This is a genomic window from Brevibacterium atlanticum (assembly GCF_011617245.1).
Lineage (GTDB): Bacteria > Actinomycetota > Actinomycetes > Actinomycetales > Brevibacteriaceae > Brevibacterium > Brevibacterium atlanticum.
This window is the reverse complement of the sequence record NZ_CP050152.1, coordinates 1,932,236-1,950,381: the sequence shown is the minus strand read 5'-3', so window position 1 is coordinate 1,950,381 and position 18,146 is coordinate 1,932,236. Positions and strand designations below refer to the sequence as shown.

The 18,146-nt window shown below is 65.7% G+C and carries 14 protein-coding genes; 2 read left to right on the top strand and 12 right to left on the bottom strand.

Annotated elements, in window-relative coordinates:
• Positions 1-164 precede the first annotated feature (164 nt).
• From GUY23_RS08635 to GUY23_RS08605, 7 genes are all read right to left on the bottom strand, one after another.
• Positions 165-1,454, bottom strand: coding sequence for a glutamate-5-semialdehyde dehydrogenase (locus GUY23_RS08635; RefSeq protein WP_166971492.1), 1,290 nt, complete (start codon positions 1,452-1,454; stop codon positions 165-167).
• Positions 1,455-1,457: 3 nt separating this feature from the next.
• Positions 1,458-2,624, bottom strand: a complete 1,167-nt coding sequence (gene proB, locus GUY23_RS08630) for a glutamate 5-kinase (protein WP_208085523.1) — start codon at positions 2,622-2,624, stop codon at positions 1,458-1,460.
• The gene (gene obgE, locus GUY23_RS08625) at positions 2,621-4,189 is read right to left on the bottom strand and encodes a GTPase ObgE (protein WP_166971490.1); all 1,569 of its coding nucleotides are present in this window, start codon (positions 4,187-4,189) and stop codon (positions 2,621-2,623) included. The genes proB and obgE overlap by 4 nt, the downstream gene beginning before the upstream one ends.
• Before the next feature lie 100 nt (positions 4,190-4,289).
• Positions 4,290-4,541, bottom strand: a complete 252-nt coding sequence (gene rpmA / locus GUY23_RS08620) for a 50S ribosomal protein L27 (protein ID WP_166971488.1) — start codon at positions 4,539-4,541, stop codon at positions 4,290-4,292.
• A 15-nt stretch (positions 4,542-4,556) separates the two neighbouring features.
• The gene (rplU, locus tag GUY23_RS08615; protein WP_166971486.1) at positions 4,557-4,865 is read right to left on the bottom strand and encodes a 50S ribosomal protein L21; all 309 of its coding nucleotides are present in this window, start codon (positions 4,863-4,865) and stop codon (positions 4,557-4,559) included.
• 252 nt (positions 4,866-5,117) lie between these two features.
• The gene (locus tag GUY23_RS08610; protein WP_166971484.1) at positions 5,118-5,435 is read right to left on the bottom strand and encodes a chorismate mutase; all 318 of its coding nucleotides are present in this window, start codon (positions 5,433-5,435) and stop codon (positions 5,118-5,120) included.
• 98 nt (positions 5,436-5,533) lie between these two features.
• The gene (locus GUY23_RS08605) at positions 5,534-7,063 is read right to left on the bottom strand and encodes an alanine/glycine:cation symporter family protein (RefSeq protein ID WP_166971482.1); all 1,530 of its coding nucleotides are present in this window, start codon (positions 7,061-7,063) and stop codon (positions 5,534-5,536) included.
• Positions 7,064-7,205: 142 nt separating this feature from the next.
• Between GUY23_RS08605 and GUY23_RS08600 the strand changes: the two genes are divergently transcribed.
• Complete coding sequence (locus tag GUY23_RS08600) at positions 7,206-8,483, top strand: SPFH domain-containing protein (RefSeq protein ID WP_228282806.1); 1,278 nt, start codon at positions 7,206-7,208, stop codon at positions 8,481-8,483.
• Positions 8,484-8,648: 165 nt separating this feature from the next.
• Here GUY23_RS08600 and GUY23_RS08595 read toward each other — a convergent pair whose 3' ends face one another.
• On the bottom strand, positions 8,649-11,609 hold the full coding sequence (locus GUY23_RS08595) for an Rne/Rng family ribonuclease (protein WP_208085521.1): 2,961 nt from the start codon (positions 11,607-11,609) through the stop codon (positions 8,649-8,651).
• 301 nt (positions 11,610-11,910) lie between these two features.
• Between GUY23_RS08595 and GUY23_RS08590 the strand changes: the two genes are divergently transcribed.
• Complete coding sequence (locus tag GUY23_RS08590; protein ID WP_166971478.1) at positions 11,911-12,558, top strand: vitamin K epoxide reductase family protein; 648 nt, start codon at positions 11,911-11,913, stop codon at positions 12,556-12,558.
• 72 nt (positions 12,559-12,630) lie between these two features.
• Here GUY23_RS08590 and ndk read toward each other — a convergent pair whose 3' ends face one another.
• The 4 genes from ndk to ileS form a co-directional block, all read right to left on the bottom strand.
• Positions 12,631-13,044 carry a nucleoside-diphosphate kinase gene (gene ndk / locus GUY23_RS08585; protein WP_166971476.1) on the bottom strand — a complete coding sequence of 138 codons (414 nt, stop codon included), beginning with the start codon at positions 13,042-13,044 and terminating at the stop codon, positions 12,631-12,633.
• Between the two features lie 82 nt (positions 13,045-13,126).
• On the bottom strand, positions 13,127-13,492 hold the full coding sequence (locus GUY23_RS08580; protein WP_166971474.1) for a DUF4233 domain-containing protein: 366 nt from the start codon (positions 13,490-13,492) through the stop codon (positions 13,127-13,129).
• Positions 13,489-14,874, bottom strand: coding sequence for a bifunctional folylpolyglutamate synthase/dihydrofolate synthase (locus GUY23_RS08575; protein WP_166971472.1), 1,386 nt, complete (start codon positions 14,872-14,874; stop codon positions 13,489-13,491). Before GUY23_RS08575 ends, GUY23_RS08580 begins: the two co-directional genes overlap by 4 nt.
• Positions 14,871-18,137, bottom strand: coding sequence for an isoleucine--tRNA ligase (gene ileS / locus GUY23_RS08570; protein WP_166971470.1), 3,267 nt, complete (start codon positions 18,135-18,137; stop codon positions 14,871-14,873). The genes GUY23_RS08575 and ileS overlap by 4 nt, the downstream gene beginning before the upstream one ends.
• Positions 18,138-18,146: the final 9 nt, after the last annotated feature.

The window sequence follows — 18,146 nt, the reverse complement described above, 5'->3', positions numbered from 1 at the left end:
CTTCTGCTTGCTTCCGACGCCGTCCGGGCGACGTCGATCTCATTGCCTTCTCAGTTTCTCATGAACGACCCGGGATTCCGGCATCGACATGAATTCGTCCGTCACCGTGAACCGAGCCTGCGGCCCGATCGGGCCCATACGCCCATGTCGGTGCCGGATGAACCTCAGGAACGGATCTGCCCGTTGCCCATCATCACCCACTTCGTGGTCGTGAGCTGCTCGAGACCCATAGGACCGCGGGCGTGGAGCTTCTGTGTCGAAATCCCGACCTCGGCGCCGAATCCGAGCTCGCCGCCGTCGGTGAAGCGTGTCGAGACGTTCACACCCACCGCCGCGGCGTCGATGGCGGCGACGAAGGTGTCGGCGTTGTCGAGGTCCTTCGTCACGATCACCTCGGTGTGTCCGGAGCTGTAGGCGCGGATGTGGTCGATGGCCTCTTCGATGCCCGAGACCAGTTTGATCGCGATCTCGAGGCCGAGGTATTCCTTGGCCCAGTCCCGACGGGATACGCGCTTGATCTTCATCGACGACGGCGCATGCACAGCGACGTCGGAATCCGCGTGGACGATGACGCCTTCGGCGTCGAGACGGTCGAGGACCTTCGGGAGCACACGCTTCGCCGCCTTCTCGTGGACGAGCAGGGTCTCGAGCGAGTTGCACACGCTGGGCCGCTGGGTCTTCGAGTTGAGCACGAGGTCGACGGCGGTCTTCACCGTCGCCGTCGAGTCGATGAACATATGCACGTTGCCCACGCCGGTCTCGATGACCGGAACGATCGACTCCTGGACGACCATGTTGATGAGTTCGGCACCGCCGCGGGGAATGAGCAGATCGACGAAGTCGCGGGCATGCATGAGCACGTTGGCCCCGTCGCGTCCGTACTGGTCGATGCCGTTGATCGTATCGGCGGGCAGACCGGCGGAGGAGACCGCGTCGCGGAGGATGGTGATGATCTCGGCGTTCGAGTTCTGCGCCGCCGATCCCCCACGCAGCACCGAGGCGTTGCCGGCTTTCAGAGCGAGGACGGCGATGTCGACGGTGACATTGGGGCGAGCTTCGTAGATCGCACCGATGACGCCCAAGGGCACGCGGGCCTGGGTCAGGCGGATGCCGTTGGGCAGGGTGCGGCCGAGGACGACGTCTCCGACAGGGTCGGCGAGGTCGACGACGGCATCGACGGAATCGGCGATCGCTGCGATGCGATCGGCGTCGAGGCGCAGCCGATCGAGCAGCGCCTCGTTCATGCCGTTGTCGATGCCGGCGGCGATGTCGGCTTCGTTGGCGGCGACGATGCGGTCGGTGTTCGCCCGCAGGGCTGCGGCGACGGCGGACAGTGCCGTGTTCTTCTCCGCCGTCGGGGTCGTTGCCAGCCGGCTCGCGGCGGCTTTGGCATTGCGCGCGATCCGGGTCACACCGCGCACGGTCTTCGGGTGGATCTCGGCTGCTGCTGTCATGAGTTATCTCCCCCCGCTCACATGTGTGAGAACGAGATCGTTTCGATGGATGACCTCTTTACGGTAGTCACTTCCCAGACGGGTGCCAAGTTCCTCGGTCGTGGCCCCGAACATGCTCGGCAGCTCGTCCGAGGAGAAGTTCGTCATTCCACGCGCGATGACCTCACCGTCGAGGTTGCGGATCTCGACGGGGTCCCCCGCTTCGAAGTCCCCCTCAGCTCCGGTCACGCCCGCCGCCAGCAGCGAGGTCCCGCGGGAGAGCACCGCGTGTTCGGCTCCCTCGTCGATGGTCACCGACCCGAACGTCCGGGCCAGGTGACGCAGCCACAGCAGCCTGGTGCCGCGGCGACGATGGGTGACCGCGAAGTAGGTACCGACCTCGTTCCCGGCCAGCGCTGAGGCGGCATGCGGTGCCGATGTCAGCACAGCGGGGATCCCGGAGTCGGCGACCATGATCGCCGCATCGACCTTCGTGGCCATGCCGCCGGTCCCCGTTCCCGCGGCGCCGACCCCGCCGATGGCGATGTCGGTGAGATCATCGAGGCCGTGGACCCGATCGATGTGGCGTGAGTCCGGCCGATCGGGCGGGCCCGAATAGAGGGCGTCGACGTCGGAGAGGAGGATCAGGGCGTCGGCGTGGGACAGATGGGCGACGAGAGCAGCGAGACGGTCGTTGTCTCCGAACCGGATCTCCTCGGTGGCCACGGCATCGTTTTCGTTGACGATGGGAAGCGTGCCCAGGGCCAGCAGCTTGTCGATGGCACGCTGGGCGTTCTTGTACTGGGTGCGCCGGATCAGATCGTCGGCACTGAGCAGCACCTGACCGGGAACGAGGTCATACCGGCCGAGGGCACGAGTGTAGGCGGCCATGAGCAGACCCTGCCCGACCCCGGCGGCGGCCTGCTGCGTGGCGAGGTCTCTGGGGCGACGGTTGAGCCCCATGGGTTCGAGGCCCGCCGCGATCGCACCCGAGGACACGAGGATGACCTCGTGACCGGCCGCACGGTGAGCGCCGATGACATCGGTGAGTGCGATGAGTTTGGCCTCGTCCAGACCGCCGTCGATCGTCGTCAGCGAGGACGAACCGACCTTGACGACGATCCGGCGGGCCGAGGCGATGTCCTCACGGGCACGCGGGGCGGAGCCGAGCCCGCCGACTGCAGCGCTCACGCCTCGTCGGTCCGGTTCGCAGCGCCGGCATCGGGCTCGGCCGCGGATCGGGCCTCGCTCTGCCCACGTTCGGCCAGCCGCTCCTGCTCGAACTCGGCACGCACCGCTGCCTTCGCGTCCATCCGTTCGTGGTAGGCGGCCTTGCGCTCTTTGCGAGTCGCACGGGCCTCTTCCTCGAGTCGGGCGTCCGAACCGCGGGAGCCCAGCAGCTCGGCACCGCCGACGGTCGTCGGGTCCCAGTCGAAGACGACACCGTCGTCTCCGCCGATGACGATTGTGTCCCCCGGCTTGGCTCCGGCCTTGAACAGGGCTTCTTCGACGCCGAGGTGTTCGAGGCGGTCGGCGAGGTAGCCGACGGCTTCGTCATTGCCGAAGTCGGTCTGCCGCACCCAGCGGGCTGGTTTGTCGCCGAGAATCCGGTACACCGGGCCGTCGGCGTCGCGTTCGGCGCGGACCTCGAAGCCGCGATCGTCGACGGCCTTCGGGCGGATGACCACTCGCTGCGGCGTCGCTTCGACGGCTTCCCGGCGGGCGCGTTCGGCGAGGACGAGTTCGGCCATGGCGAAGGAGAGTTCGCGCAGGCCGGCGTGACTGACTGCGGAGATCTCGAAGACGCGATAGCCCGCGGCTTCGAGGTCGGGGCGGACGATGTCGGCGAGGTCGCGCCCGTCGGGGATGTCGACCTTGTTCAGCGCCACCAGCTTGGGTCGTTCCGAGAGTGGAAGAAGTCCGCTGCCGTCGTCGAGATCGACGGCATAGGCGGCGAGTTCGGATTCGATGATCGTGAGATCGGAGACGGGATCGCGGCCGGGTTCCCACGTGGCCATGTCGATGACGTGGACGAGTCCGGCGCAGCGTTCGACGTGGCGGAGGAATTCCAGTCCCAGACCCTTGCCTTCGGATGCCCCGGGGATGAGACCGGGCACGTCGGCGACGGTGTAGCGGGTCTCCCCCGCCTGCACGACGCCGAGGTTGGGCACGAGGGTGGTGAAGGGGTAGTCGGCGATCTTCGGCTTCGCGGCAGAGAGAGCGGCGATGAGGCTCGACTTTCCGGCCGAAGGGTAACCGACGAAGGCGATGTCGGCGATCGTCTTGAGTTCGAGGACGAGGCTGAGGCTCTCACCGGGTTCGCCGAGAAGGGCGAAGCCGGGAGCCTTGCGCTTCGTCGAGGCCAGCGCGGCATTGCCGAGACCACCGCGACCACCGGCGGCCGCGGTGAGCTCCGTGCCGTCTTCGACGAGATCGGCGACGACCGAGCCGTCGAGCGTCTTGACCACGGTGCCCTCGGGCACGGGGACGATGAGATCCTGCCCGTCGGCGCCGTGGCGCAGATCACCCTTGCCGATTCCGCCGCCGTCGGCACGCAGATGCGGACGGTGATGCAGCGGCAGCAGGGTCGTGGTCTGACGATCGACGCGGAAGACGATGTTGCCCCCGTTGCCGCCGTCGGCACCGTCGGGCCCGCCGAGCGGTTTGAACTTCTCGCGTCTGATCGAGGCACAGCCGTTCCCACCGTCGCCGGCGGCGAGGTGAACGGTGACGCGGTCTACGAACTCGGTGGCCATAGTGTCCTTATATCAGATGAAGGGTGAGTCATGTGACTCACCCTTCATGGTCCCCGCGAGGGGAGAAAAATAGTGCGATCGGATCAGATCCTGTTAAGGATCAGGCTCCGACGATGTTGACGATCTTACGACCGTTGCGCTTGCCGAATTCCACGGCTCCCGCAGTCAGGGCGAAGAGGGTATCGTCTCCGCCGCGGCCGACGTTGGCGCCCGGGTGGAACTTGGTTCCGCGCTGACGGACGATGATCTCGCCGGCCTTGACGACCTGGCCGCCGAAGCGCTTCACACCGAGGTACTGTGGGTTCGAGTCGCGACCGTTGCGGGTCGAGCTGACTCCCTTTTTGCTTGACATGTGAGAAGTCTCCTCTTACTTGATGTTCGTGATCTTCAGGCGGGTGAGGTCCTGGCGGTGGCCCTGACGCTTCTTGTACCCGGTCTTGTTCTTGTACTTCTGGATCACAATCTTGGGACCGCGGAGCTCACCGGCGACCTCGGCGGTGACCGAGACCTTCGACAGAGCGTCGGCATCGGTCGTGACCGTCTCACCGTCGACGAGAAGTACGGCATCGAGTTCGACGCTGTCTCCAGCCTTCGCCTTCATACGGTTGACTGTGATGATATCGCCGACGCTCACCTTTTCCTGGTGACCTCCGGCGCGAACGATGGCATAGACCATTGTCGAACTCTCTTTCTGCTAAAACTCAGATGAACAGCGGTTATCCCTTGGCCGCTGCGGAGTCTCCCCCGCAGGCGTCCCATTGAGAGGAATCACCAGCCGTGATGCGTCTCGCGCACCGACGCTCAATATTAGTCGAACCGGCAGGTGAACGGCAAACCCGCGAGTCGTCGATCGCGCCCGGAACCGATGACTGTGAGGCATCTCTCGTGCCCTGTCCGATTCGTTCTGCTGACGAGGGTCGGCCAGTCCTCAGCGTTCCCGCGATTCTGCGATGCGTTCGTGCCGGCGGATGACCTCGGCGACGGTGAACGCGAGGAACTTCTCTGCGAACTCGGGGTCGAGGTGTGATTCCTCGGCGAGAACCCGCAGACGGGCGACCTGGCGGGCCTCACGGGATTCGTCGGCCGGGGGAAGCCCGTGGTCGGCCTTGAGTTCGCCGACCTTCTCGGTGAGTTTGAACCTCTCGGCGAGCAGATGGATGAGGCTGGCATCGATGTTGTCGATGCTGTCGCGTAGCTCCAGCAGGCGCTGCTGGGCACGTGTCTTGTCATCAGTATTCGGATCCACGCCCTCATTGTAACGATGCCGGACGCGGAGGTGCGCCGCAGTCTCACCGGGACTGCTGCGCACCTCCGCAAACCTTCGGGGCCGGTGATGAACCGGGCTCAGACTGGTTCTTCGACAGGTACCGCGTCCTTCGTATCGGGGTCGTTGAGAGTGCCGGCCCTGCGGTCGGCCAGATACTTCTTCATCTCCTTCTTCACGACCGGCATGAGCATGTAGAGGCCGAGGATGTTGATGAAGGCGCACATGAACAGTGCGGCATCGGCGAACTCGACGACCTTCGAGAACGTGGCCACACAGCCGACGACGACGAAGAGGCAGACGAGGGTGCGGAAGACCATCACGCTGGCCTTGGCACCGCCGAACAGGTAGCTCCACGCCTGTTCCCCGTAGTAGGCCCAGGTGATCAGGGTCGAGAAGGCGAAGAGTGCGACGGCGATGGCGAGCAGGATCGGGTACCAGGAGACGACGGTGGAGAAGGCGTCGGAGGCCAGTGCCACTCCCCCGATCTCGCCGGCCCCGAGATCCTCTCGGTAGGAGGCCTGATCGGCAACGATGATGGTCAGCGCGGTCATCGTGCAGACGATGACGGTGTCGATGAAGGGTTCGAGGAGAGCGACAAAGCCTTCCGAGATCGGACGGCGCGTCTTGACCGCCGAGTGGGCGATCGGCGCGGATCCGATGCCTGCCTCATTGGAGAACGCCGAACGCTGGAACCCGATGATCATCACGCCGACGATGCCGCCGGCGATACCCTGCGGATTGAAGGCGCCGACGAAGATCTCAACGACGGCGTTCGGAATGTTGTCGAAGTTGAGAGCGAGGACGAGCAGGCAGGAGACGACGTAGAAGATCGCCATACCCGGCACCAGCTTGTCGGTGACCTTCGCAATCGAGCGGATGCCGCCGAGGATGACCAGGGCCACGAGGGCAGCGAAGACGATGCCGAAGACGAGCGAGGCGAAGGGCCCGGCGAGGAATCCGTCATCGCCGCCGGTGGCTGTGCGGACCTGTGCGAAGGTCTGGTTCGCTTGGAACATTCCGCCGCCGACGATGCCGAAGACGAGGATGGCGACAGCGAAGAGACCGGTGAGGATGGTGGCCACCGGCTTCGAGAAGCGACGGAAGGCAACGGGCAGGTATTTGAACGGGCCGCCGTGGACGACTCCGTTCTCGTCGATCTCACGGTACTTCACACCGAGGGTGCATTCGACGAACTTCGTGCACATGCCGAGCAGTCCGGCCACGATCATCCAGAATGTCGCACCGGGACCGCCGAGGGCGATGGCCACACCGACACCGGCGATGTTGCCCAGCCCCACGGTTCCCGACAGGGCGGAGGCGAGAGCCTGGAAGTGGGTGACCTCACCCGGATCGGACTTCGACGAGAACTTCCCGCGGATGATCTCCAGCGACAGTTTCGCCCCGCGGACCTGAACGAAGCCGAAGTAGATCGTGAAGACGGCGGCCGCGAAGATCAGCCAGATGACGACGAACGGGAACGAGAAGTCGCCGAAGGTGAGTGGAAAGAAGATGATGTTGCCGAACCACGTCGCGATCGGATCGAACCAGGTGTTGATGGCATCGTCGACCGGAGAGACCGGCTCTGCTGTCAGTTGTAAGGTGTTCATGGTCAGCCAAACTTCCTGAGATCCATGTCACATTCAAGCAATCTCGGAGGTCGCCCCCGGTTCGGTTATGGAAACGTTATCCAACTCCGTCGGTCCGCCGTATCTGAGACCCGCGTCTCATTCGCTGACCTAGACTGGGAGCATGACTCAGAACCCACAGCAGCAAGGTCCCCCACCGAATCAGCCCCCGCATCGCGGCCCTGCCCCAGCGGTGAGTCAGACCCCGCATTCGCAGGATGGCCATGCTCAGCCCGCCGCGTATCCGGGTGCCGAACCTGTGTCGAATCCGAACGGTCATTTCGGGTCGCAGGGTTCTCAGGTCGGTTCCTCGGCATCGGCCGACTCTCCTCATGCGTACGGCCCACCCGGCGGCGGTCAGGCACAGCCCGGCCCGGCCGGTCAGCCCGGTGCTGATCCGCAGCGGGGGAACCGCACCCCTCGTCGGTCTGCTCAGCCCGGCCCCACCTCCGCGGCGGGACCGAACGGATCGGCCCCGCCGCGCATCGTCTCCCCCGACGGTGAGCGTGTGCGCGAGAAGCCCGCAGGCGGCGTGTCCGGCTACTTCGCCATCATCGGTGCCATCGCCCTGCTCCTCCTGGCCGTGCTCCTCGCCGTCATCGGCTTCGTGCTGACATTCGCGCAGGCCGCGCTCGGGGTCATCCTCATCGTCCTCGGTGTGATCTCCTTCATCGCGTCGATGTTCCTGTTCAAGGGCTGTACTTCGGTGGCACCCGGCCATGCCGTCGTTCTCCAGCTCTACGGAAAGTATGTCGGCACGGTCCGCCAGTCGGGACTGCGCTTCGTCAATCCCTTCTACACGAAGGACCAGGTGTCGACCCGCATCCGCAACCACGAGACGTCGACGCTCAAGGTCAATGATCTCGACGGCAATCCGATCGAGATCGGCGCCGTCGTCGTCTGGCAGGTCAAGGACACCGCGCAGGCGATGTTCGAGGTCGACGACTTCGAGGAGTTCGTTGCCATCCAGGCGGAGACAGCAGTCCGTCACATCGCGAACTCCTATGCCTACGACTCCTCGGATCCGCGGCGGATGTCCTTGCGCGACAACGCCGATGAGATCACGTCGCGCCTCTCCGACGAGGTGGCCGCGCGAGTGATGGCAGCAGGGGTGACGATCATCGAATCCCGCATCACGCAGCTGGCCTACGCCCCGGAGATCGCCCGGGCGATGCTCCAGCGGCAGCAGGCGACTGCGGTCGTCGCCGCCCGGCAGCTCATCGTCGAGGGTGCAGTGGGAATGGTCGAGACCGCCATCGAAGAGATCGAGGGCCGACAGATCGTCAGGCTCGGTCAGGCCGAGCGCAGCGATCTGGTCTCGAACCTCATGATCGTCCTGTGCGGAGACCAGGCGGCACAGCCGACGATCAGCACGACGCGCAATCAGCAGTCGGCAGGCTGAGTCGGTCGCGGTCGTCCGGCGGCTGCGTCGGAGACGGCCGAGCGCGCCGGGCCGATGCGGCTCATCATCACCGAAGCGCCCCGTGACGGAGTCTCCGTCGCGGGGCGCTTCTGCGCTGTCGGGCCGGCACCGGGGCTCGGTCCCGAACCGATCACTCGGTCGGACTCAGTCTTCGCCGATGATGACGAACGAGGCGGGCAGCTGCTCCTGCTTGGGCTCTGCAGCCTTCTTCGGCGCCTCGCTCCGCTTCGGGACCGGACTGCGCTTCACGGGAGCGGCGGCCGCGACCTTCGTCTCGGTATCGGCGCCGATCATCAGCGGCAGATCCTTCGGCTCCTCAGGGACCGGCGCAGGAGCCGGTGCGACGGCCGGTTCGGCATTCTCAGCGGCCTTCGCGTTCTCATCGGCCTTCTTCTCGATCGTGGCATCGGCGCCGTGGTTCGCCTCGGAGGCGGCGCCGGTCTCGGTGTCCGGATTCGACTCCGCATTCCGGGAGTTCGAGCGGCGACGACCGTTGCGCGAGCGTGAACGGCCCTTGCCGCTGCCTTCGCCGCCGGACTTCTCGTCGCCGTTCCCGGCATCGGATTCGTCCTTCTTCAGGGTGGCTTTGGCGATCGCGGCGACGGCAGAGCGCGAAGCGTCCGAGGACACGGAGTCCTCCTGCGGCTCACTCTCGTTCTGCTTGGACTTCGCCCCGGAGTCCCCCCGCCGCTTCCGATCGCGACGGCCCTCACTGTTCGACGAACGGTTCCCGCGGTGGGCCTTCGTACCGTCCTCTTCGGATCCGGGCAGCAGGAGTCCGCGTCCGCTGAGGTCAGCGCCGGCGCTGACCATCGACTCGGCCAGTCCCGTGCCGATGCGCTTGCGGGTCATCTGCACGAGTCCCAGCGAGGTCACCTCGGCGACCTGATGCTTCGTCCGGTCACGGCCCAGGCATTCGACGAGGCGGCGCACCACGAGGTCACGGTTCGATTCGAGGACCATGTCGATGAAGTCGACGACGATGATGCCGCCGAGGTCGCGCAGACGGACCTGTCGGATGACCTCTTCGGCCGCTTCGAGGTTGTTGCGGGTCACGGTCTCTTCGAGGTTGCCGCCGGAACCGGTGAACTTGCCGGTGTTGACGTCGACGACCGTCATCGCCTCGGTGCGGTCGATGACGAGCGAACCGCCTGAGGGCAGGTTGACGGTGCGCTGCAGGGCCTTCTGGATCTGCTCTTCGATCCGATAGTGATCGAAGATGCCCTCGTCCTCGTTGTAGCGGTGGACCCGTTCGAGGAGATCCGGGGCCACGGATTCGACGTATTCGTGGATGGTGTTCCAGGCTCCGTCGCCGTCGATGACGAGCGAGTTGAAGTCTTCGTTGAAGACGTCGCGGATGATGCGCACGATCATGTCCGGCTCGCTGTAGAGCAGCTGCGGGGCGAGCACCTTCGTCGACTTCGACTTCTTCTCGATCGTCTCCCAGCGCTTGGCGAGTCGCTCCACATCGCGGGACAGGTCGGTGTCCGCGGCACCTTCGGCTGCGGTGCGCACGATGACGCCGTTCGAATCGCCGACGAGTTCCTTGAGCAGCTTCTTCAGCCGTGCTCGCTCATTGTCCGGAAGCTTCCGGGAGATCCCGGTCATCGAGTTGCCGGGGACGTAGACGAGGAACCGTCCCGGCAGCGAGATCTGACTGGTCAGACGCGCACCCTTGTGCCCGATCGGATCCTTCGTCACCTGGACGAGGACGGAGTCGCCGGGGCTCAGAGCGGTTTCGATGCGGCGTGCCTTGCCGTCCATGCCGAGAGCGTCCCAGTTGACCTCACCGGCGTAGAGCACGGCATTGCGGCCCTTGCCGATGTCGATGAACGCCGCTTCCATGCTCGGCAGCACGTTCTGGACCTTGCCCAGGTACACGTTGCCGATGAGGGAGGCCTGCTGGCGGTTCTCCTTGAGGTAGTGCTCGACGGCGATGCCGTCTTCGACGACGACGAGCTGCGTCTGGTCGCCGCTTTCGCGCACGAGCATCGTGCGTTCGACGGATTCCCGGCGAGCGAGGAACTCTGCCTCGGTGATGATGGGGCGGCGACGTCCGGCTTCGCGACCTTCCTTGCGACGCTGGCGCTTGGCCTCCAGTCGGGTCGAGCCCTTCAGCGAGGTGACCTCGTCACGGTCGGTTCCGCGGTTGCGCGACCGGCGACGGCGACGACGACGCGATCCGCCCTCGGAGTCATCGTCATCATCGGCGTCATCGGACTGCGAATCGTCGTTCTTCGATGCTTCGGACTTCTCGTCGTCGGATTTCGCGTGATCGTCCTGCGATTCGGAGTCGGACTTGTGCTTCGAGGCGCGGGAATTCGAGCGCGAACCCCGTCGCGAGGAACGTGAGCCGTCCTTCTCGGACTCGTCATCGTCGGAGGAGTCGTCCGCGGCGTCCGCGGTCTTTCCGTCTGCGTCGTCGTCGGAGTCATCGCGGCTGCGCGAGCGGCGCCCGCGTCCTCCACGGCGACGACGCGGGCCGTTCGAGGTCTCGTCGTCCTGGTCGTCACGACGCTCGGACGCGGTGTCGTCGGTGTCCTCGGAGTCGTCCCAGTCGTCATCGGAGTCATCGTCCTCGATCTGCACGACCTCGGCGTGTTCGGCGCTCGGGACCTGGAAGATCAGACCGCCGGCCGGAGGCACGGACGGAGTCGACCGCGGTTCTGCCGGGGTGGCCGCTGCAGGTGCGGGTGCGGCGAAAGGGTTGCGCGGATCGAAGCGCACCGGACTCTGTCCGGCCGCCGAGTCCCCGGCGTCGTCGCTCTCGTCTTCCTCGTCCGTATCGGTCTCATCGTCTGCCGCATCTCCGCGGACGAAGGATTCGAATACGAGTCCCCGGTTGGCGACGGCGTCGCGGGCGGGTTTCGGGTCTCGGCTGCGCTGCGCCGGCTCAACCGGTCCGTCTTCGTCATCATCGGCTTCGCCCGTACGCAGCGATTCGGCCGCCTCGGCGATGTCATCGAGTCGCGCACGCACGCTGTCGTTGACGTCGTCATGGGCATTGCCCTTGGCGTGTGCCGACTGCTGCAGATTCGCCAGATCGGCGAGGATGCCTTCGGTCGGATCGGTCGACTCTGTGCCGTCGTTCGACGTATCGTTCATCGTTTCTCCCAGTCCGAAGACGCCGTCCACACCGTACGGATCTTCGGATCCTTGCATGGTCCTCGGACGGACCGAAACTTGTGGATGGCACGTCCGGCTCGCGCTCAGCGCGTAGGCCTTCGGTGCTGCCTCATCTTGTTGTCGACCTGCGAGGTCGTACCCTCGACTCGGTGGAGGCACTTCTCCTGCTCGGTGTGAGAGCAGGTATCCGTCATCCCATTATGTCACACATGTCCGCTTCCGCTGAGGTGTCGCCGGGGCGGGGTTTGCCGCTCGGGTCGTGGGCAGGCATTCTTGAGGGGTGAACAGTGAACAGACTCTTTCCGCCGACGTCGAAACCGAATCGGCCGCCTCGGCGTGGGTGCTCCGACGCGCTCCCTTCGGCATCTTCCTCATCGTCGCCTCTGTGATCGGCTTCCTCGCGTCGTTCTCACTCTCGGCGGAGAAGTACGACAAGCTCGCTCATCCCGACGTCGTCCTCTCCTGCGACCTCAACCCCTTCTTCTCGTGCGGTTCGGTCATGGAGCATCCGGAGTCCGAACTCTTCGGCTTCCCGAATCAGCTGCTGGGCATCGCCGCCTTCGTCTTCCCGCTCCTGCTCGGAGTCCTCCTCCTCGCCGGGACGAAGCTGCCCGGATGGGTGATGGTCGGGCTCAACATCGGACTCGCCCTCGGCGTGGTCCTCGTGATGTTCCTCTTCTACGTCTCGATCTATCGGATCGGCGTCGGCTGTCCCTGGTGCATCATCGTATGGACGGTGACGATCCCGATGTTCGTCGCCGTCACCGCGCACAACGTGCTCGCCGGACGATTCGGTTCGGGTGCGGCGCAGTCTCCGATCGTGCGCGTGCTGGCCAAGGAGAACGTCGCCTTGTCGGTGCTGTGGATGCTCATCATTGTCGCCTGCATCGTCGTCCAGTTCTGGTCCTTCTTCTCCACCCTGATTTGAACAGCTGACCGAAGCGGAGAAGCTGAGGGCGCCCCACCACGTGGTGGGGCGCCCTCAGCTTTTCGGCTTGTCTCAGGCGGGGTACCAGATGCCGATCTCCCGTTCGGCGGACTCTTCGGAGTCGGAGCCGTGGACGAGGTTCTTCTGCACCTTCTCTCCCCAGTCACGTCCCAGGTCGCCGCGGATCGTGCCGGGCGCCGCCGAGGTCGGGTCGGTGGCGCCGGCGAGCGAGCGGAAACCGGGGATGACACCCTGCCCCGAGGCGATGATGGAGACGATCGGGCCCTCCGACATGAAATCGACCAGCGGCTGGTAGAACGGCTTGCCTTCGTGTTCGGCGTAGTGGGCGGCCAGCTCCTCGGACGTGGCCGTGCGCAGATTCAGCGCATCGATCCGGTAGCCCTTGGCCTCGATACGGGCGACGATCTGCCCGACGAGTCCGCGGGCGACCCCATCGGGTTTGATGAGAATGAGAGTGCGTTCCATTCCGGTCCTTCCAAGTTCGAGTGGACGTCGGTCCACAGTTTACCCGGGCGCCGAGGCGGCACTGACCGGGTGTGAGCAGGTGTCATTCGCGTGCGGCGACCTCACGGTCGATCCGCGCCGACCAGTACACCGCCACCGCCCACAGGGCGATGAAGAGGGCGGCGACGAAGAACATCGACGTGACGACGAACCCCGAGGCCAGCAGCAGAACCTGCACGATCCAGCCGATGATCACGCCTGGCCGTCGCTGCCCGATGCGACGCGGCAGCATGACCACACCGACGATCGCAAGCACGGCGATGACCGAGGCTCCGATGAGCAGCTGGCCGAGAGTGAGCGTCTGCGCCGCTTTCACCTGCAGCCCGAAGGCCGTGAGCACGGCGAAATAGACGACGAAGAGTTCGCAGATGAGGATCGATCCGCACAGAACGGGATACTTCGACTTCACTGGTCCTCTCCCTTGCCGAGCAGCAGGCGGGCTTCGGCGACGGTGTAGAGCGACCCGGTGACGACGATTCCCGGGCTCTTCGCGTCGACGGAGTTCGCGAGATCGATGGCCTTCATCAATGCGGCGTTGAGGTCGGGGGTGACGATGACGGAATCCTCATCGACCCACTCGCGGGCCGCCTCGGCGAGTTCCTCCGCCGGCAGCGCACGAGCGCTGAGCGTCTCGCTGACGATGAACACGTCGGCGCTGCGGTGGAGCTCTTCGAGCACTCCGCCGATGTCCTTGTCGCCGAGCATCGCCATGACCATGACGACGTAGTCGAAGTCGAACGCCTCGTCGAGGGTGTCGGCCAGCACGTGCGCCGCATCGGGGTTGTGCGCCCCGTCGACGACGACGCTCGGTCCGGTGCGCACGAGCTCGGCCCGTCCGGGGGACGTCACCCGTGCCAGGCCCTCGGCCACCGTTTCGGCGTCGAGAGGCTTGTCCTCGGCGCCGAGGAACGCTTCGGCGGCGACGATCGCTACCGCGGCATTGTGTGCCTGGTGGATCCCGTGCAGGGGCACGAACAGGTCGGAGTAGACGTCCCGGCGCCCCTGCACCGTGATGAGCTGGCCGTCGACGGCGCGCTGCCGGTCGAGGAGTCGGAAGTCCCGGTCCTCGCTCAGCAGCGGGACCTCACGTCGGGCCGCCTCGGCGTCGAGCACGGTCTGCGCCGCCTCGTCCTGCACCGCGCTCACCGCCACGGGGGCCGGGGCCGGGGAGGGATCGACGCTGCGATCGAGGATGCCGGCCTTGGTGGCGGCGATCTCCTCGATCGTGTCTCCGAGGAACGCCTGGTGGTCCAGTCCGATCTTCGTGAACACGCACACCTGAGCATCGGCGACGTTCGTCGAATCCCATGCTCCGCCCATCCCCACCTCGGTGACGACGACGTCGACGGGCGCGTCGGCGAAGACCGCGAAGGCGAGGACGGTGAGGGCCTCGAAGTACGTGAGCTTCGCTCGTCCTTCGGCTTCCAGCTGCTCATCGACGATGTCGAGGTACGGAGCGATCTCGTCATAGATCCGCACGAACGTCGCCTCGGGCACCGGTGCGCCGTCGACGGAGATCCGCTCGGTCACCGAGTGCAGGTGGGGGCTGGTGAACCGGCCGACCCGCAGATCGTGTGCGGTGATCAGCGAGTCGAGCATCCGAGCCGTCGACGTCTTGCCGTTCGTTCCGGTCACCGTGATGACAGGAGCCGCCGTGTGGATGTCGCCGAGGACCTCGCATGCGCGTCGGGTGGCGTCGAGGCGCAGCTCGACCTGAGTCTCTCCTGCCCTGGCCAGCAGCAGGGCGTAGACCCGAGCGAGTTCGGCGCGGGTGGCCTCCTCCTCACTCATGCCCGAGCCACCGCCAGACGGGTTCCCGCGGGCAGCTCCTCAGGGACGAAGAGATCCCCGGCCCCCTCGGCCGAGCCGAACGTCAGCGACGTGGTCAGGGTCTCCCCCGCGATGAGGTCGGCATGGGGTTCGAGGGCAGCAGCCACCTCGGGGGTGGTCTCGATCGTCACGGAGATCCGGTCGGAGATGTGCAGGTCGAGCTGTTTGCGGATGCCCTGGACGGCGCGCACGGTGTCGCGGGCCATGCCTTCGGCCTCGAGCTCCGGGGTGACCCGCGTGTCGAGCGCGAGGAATCCCGAGTCGAGGGCGGCGAGCTCCATCCCGTCGGTGCCCGATTCGGCGACGGCCTCAAGGGTGTATTCGCCGTCGAGGAGTTCGATTCCGCCGCTGACCACGGTGCCGTCGGCCGCGACCGACCAGTCGCCTGTCTTCGAGGCCTTGATGACCTGCTGGACCTGCTTGCCCAGGCGAGGTCCGGCGGCGCGGGCGTTGACGACGAGGTTCTGCGACAGCGAGAACCCCGCGGCTTCGGCCTCGGCGACATCGAGGACATCGACGGTGCGGACGTTGAGCTCATCGGCGATGATCGTCGTGAAGTCCTCACCGAGGTCGGTGTCCGTGGCCACGGTCAGGCTCGCCAGCGGCAGGCGCACACGCAGCTGGTTGGCCTTGCGCACCGAGGACGCCGTCGAGCAGATGTCGCGAGTGAGGTCCATGGCCGCGACGAGATCGGCATCGGCGGGGAACGCCTCGGCGTCGGGGTAGTCGGCGAGGTGGACGGAGCGCTGCCCGGTCAGCCCGCGGTAGATCTCTTCGATCGTGAACGGCAGCAGCGGGGCGGCGACGCGGCAGAAGGCCTCGAGGCAGGTGAAGAACACGTCGAAGGACTCGTGCGTGTCAGCCGTCCCGTCCCAGAACCGACGGCGCGAGCGGCGCACATACCAGTTCGTGAGCATGTCGAGGTAGCTGCGGACGAGTTCGCAGGCGGCCCAGATGTCGAGGCCCTCCATCGCTTCGGCGAACTCGGCGATGAGGTCGTGGGTCTTCGCCAGCAGGTACCGGTCGAGGACCTGGGTGGAGTCGTATCGGGGCTGTGCCTGATAGCCGGACTGCTCACCGTCGGGGCCGTCGGCGGCGTTGGAGTAGGTCGCGAAGAACTGCCACGTGTTCCACAGGGGCAGCACGACCTGCCTGACGCCGTCGCGGATGCCCTGTTCGGTGACGACGAGGTTGCCGCCGCGCAGGATCGACGAGGCCATGAGGAACCAGCGCATCGCGTCCGAGCCGTCGCGGTTGAACACCTCGTTGACGTCGGGGTAGTTGCGCAGCGACTTCGACATCTTCTGCCCGTCGGAGCCGAGCACGATGCCGTGGGAGATGCAGTTCGTGAACGCGGGGCGGTCGAAGATCGCCGTAGCGAGCACGTGGAGCAGGTAGAACCAGCCGCGGGTCTGACCCACGTATTCGACGATGAAGTCGGCCGGGAAGTGGTTGTCGAACCATTCGGAGTTCTCGAACGGATAGTGCACTTGGGCGTAGCTCATCGACCCCGAGTCGAACCAGACGTCGAAGATCTCCGGAATGCGGCGCATCGCGGACTTACCGGTGGGATCGTCCGGATTCGGCCGGGTGAGGTCGTCGACCCACGGACGGTGCAGGTCGACCTCGCCGTCGTCGTTGAGGGGGAGGCGACCGAAGTCGGCCTCGATCTCGGCCAGGGAGCCGTAGACATCGGTGCGCGGGTAGGACGGGTCGTCGGAGATCCACACCGGGATGGGAGAGCCCCAGAAGCGGTTGCGGGAGATCGACCAATCGCGGGCGTTCTCGAGCCACTTGCCGAACTGGCCGTGCTTGACGTTGTCGGGCACCCAGTTGATCTGCTCGTTGAGTTCGACCATCCGGTCCTTGAACTCCGTGACGCGAACGAACCAGGACGACACCGCACGGTAGATCAGCGGGTTGCGGCAGCGCCAGCAGTGCGGGTAGGAGTGCTCGTAGGATTCGTGGCGGACGAGCAGGGCGTTGCGGCCGGAGACCGGTCCGGTGTGGTTGCGCAGGTCCTTGATGATCGCCTTGTTCGCGTCGAAGACCTGCTCACCGGCGTAGTCGGGCACGGTCGAGTCGAAGCGTCCCGCATCGTCGACGGGGCGCGCGGCGGTGATGCCGTAGGAGTCGGTGAGTTCCTTGTCCTCCTCACCGAAGGCAGGTGACTGGTGGACGATGCCGGTGCCGTCCTCGACGGTGACGAAGTCCGCGGCGAGGATCGTGTGCATCCGCTCGCCGAACTCCTCCTGACGGCCCTCGAAGTATCCGAACGGAGGTTCGTAGGAGCGGCCGACGAGTTCGCTGCCTGGGAAGGTGCGCAGCACCTGCGGGTTCTCGCCGAGTTCGCGAGCGTAGGCGCCGAGGCGGGCCTGCGCGAGGATGAGGGTCTTGCCCTGGAGCTCCTCAGCACCGTCCTCATCGGCAACGACCGCGACGAGCGGGATGTCCGGGTTGACGGCCACGGCCTGGTTCGAGGGCACGGTCCATGGTGTGGTGGTCCAGATGAGGACCCATTCATCGGCGTCGGTGAGCTTGTAGCCGACCGTCACTGCCGGGTCCTGACGCATCTTGTAGACATCGTCGTCCATGCGCAGCTCATGGTTCGACAGCGGTGTCTCGTCCTTCCAGCAGTAGGGCAGGACGCGGTACCCCTCGTACACCAGCCCCTTGTCCCAGAGCTGTTTGAAGGCCCAGATGACGCTTTCCATGTATTCGACATTGAGCGTCTTGTAATCGTTGTCGAAGTCGACCCAGCGACCCTGACGGGTGACGTATTCCTCCCACTCCTTCGTGTAGCGCAGCACGGAGGAGCGGCAGGCGTCATTGAAGGCGGCCAGACCCATACGGCCGATCTCCGACTTGTCGGTGATGCCCAGCTGACGTTCGGCCTCGAGCTCGGCAGGCAGTCCGTGCGTGTCCCAGCCGAAGCGGCGGTCGACCTTCTTCCCGCGCATCGTCTGGAAGCGGGGAACGACGTCCTTGACGTAGCCGGTGAGCAGATGACCGTAGTGGGGCAGGCCGTTGGCGAAGGGAGGGCCGTCGTAGAAGACGAACTCGTTCTCGCCGTTCTCACCGGGATCGCGCTGGTCGATCGAGGCTGTGAAGGTGTCGTCCTCCTGCCAGTAGGCCAGCACGGCATCTTCGATGGCTGGGAAGTTCGGAGAACTGGAGAGGCCGAAGGCCGAGGTCGAAACCTTGGGATAGAGAGGCTGGGTCATGAGCGTCCT

Excerpts from the sequence above, each read along its gene's own strand:
- GUY23_RS08635 (WP_166971492.1), bottom strand. The coding sequence starts at position 1,454 with ATGACAGCAGCAGCCGAGATCCACCCGAAGACCGTGCGCGGTGTGACC.
- obgE (WP_166971490.1), bottom strand. The coding sequence starts at position 4,189 with ATGGCCACCGAGTTCGTAGACCGCGTCACCGTTCACCTCGCCGCCGGC.
- rpmA (WP_166971488.1), bottom strand. The coding sequence starts at position 4,541 with ATGTCAAGCAAAAAGGGAGTCAGCTCGACCCGCAACGGTCGCGACTCG.
- rplU (WP_166971486.1), bottom strand. The coding sequence starts at position 4,865 with ATGGTCTATGCCATCGTTCGCGCCGGAGGTCACCAGGAAAAGGTGAGC.
- GUY23_RS08605 (WP_166971482.1), bottom strand. The coding sequence starts at position 7,063 with ATGAACACCTTACAACTGACAGCAGAGCCGGTCTCTCCGGTCGACGAT.
- GUY23_RS08600 (WP_228282806.1), top strand. The coding sequence starts at position 7,206 with ATGACTCAGAACCCACAGCAGCAAGGTCCCCCACCGAATCAGCCCCCG.
- GUY23_RS08595 (WP_208085521.1), bottom strand. The coding sequence starts at position 11,609 with ATGAACGATACGTCGAACGACGGCACAGAGTCGACCGATCCGACCGAA.
- ndk (WP_166971476.1), bottom strand. The coding sequence starts at position 13,044 with ATGGAACGCACTCTCATTCTCATCAAACCCGATGGGGTCGCCCGCGGA.
- GUY23_RS08575 (WP_166971472.1), bottom strand. The coding sequence starts at position 14,874 with ATGAGTGAGGAGGAGGCCACCCGCGCCGAACTCGCTCGGGTCTACGCC.
- ileS (WP_166971470.1), bottom strand. The coding sequence starts at position 18,137 with ATGACCCAGCCTCTCTATCCCAAGGTTTCGACCTCGGCCTTCGGCCTC.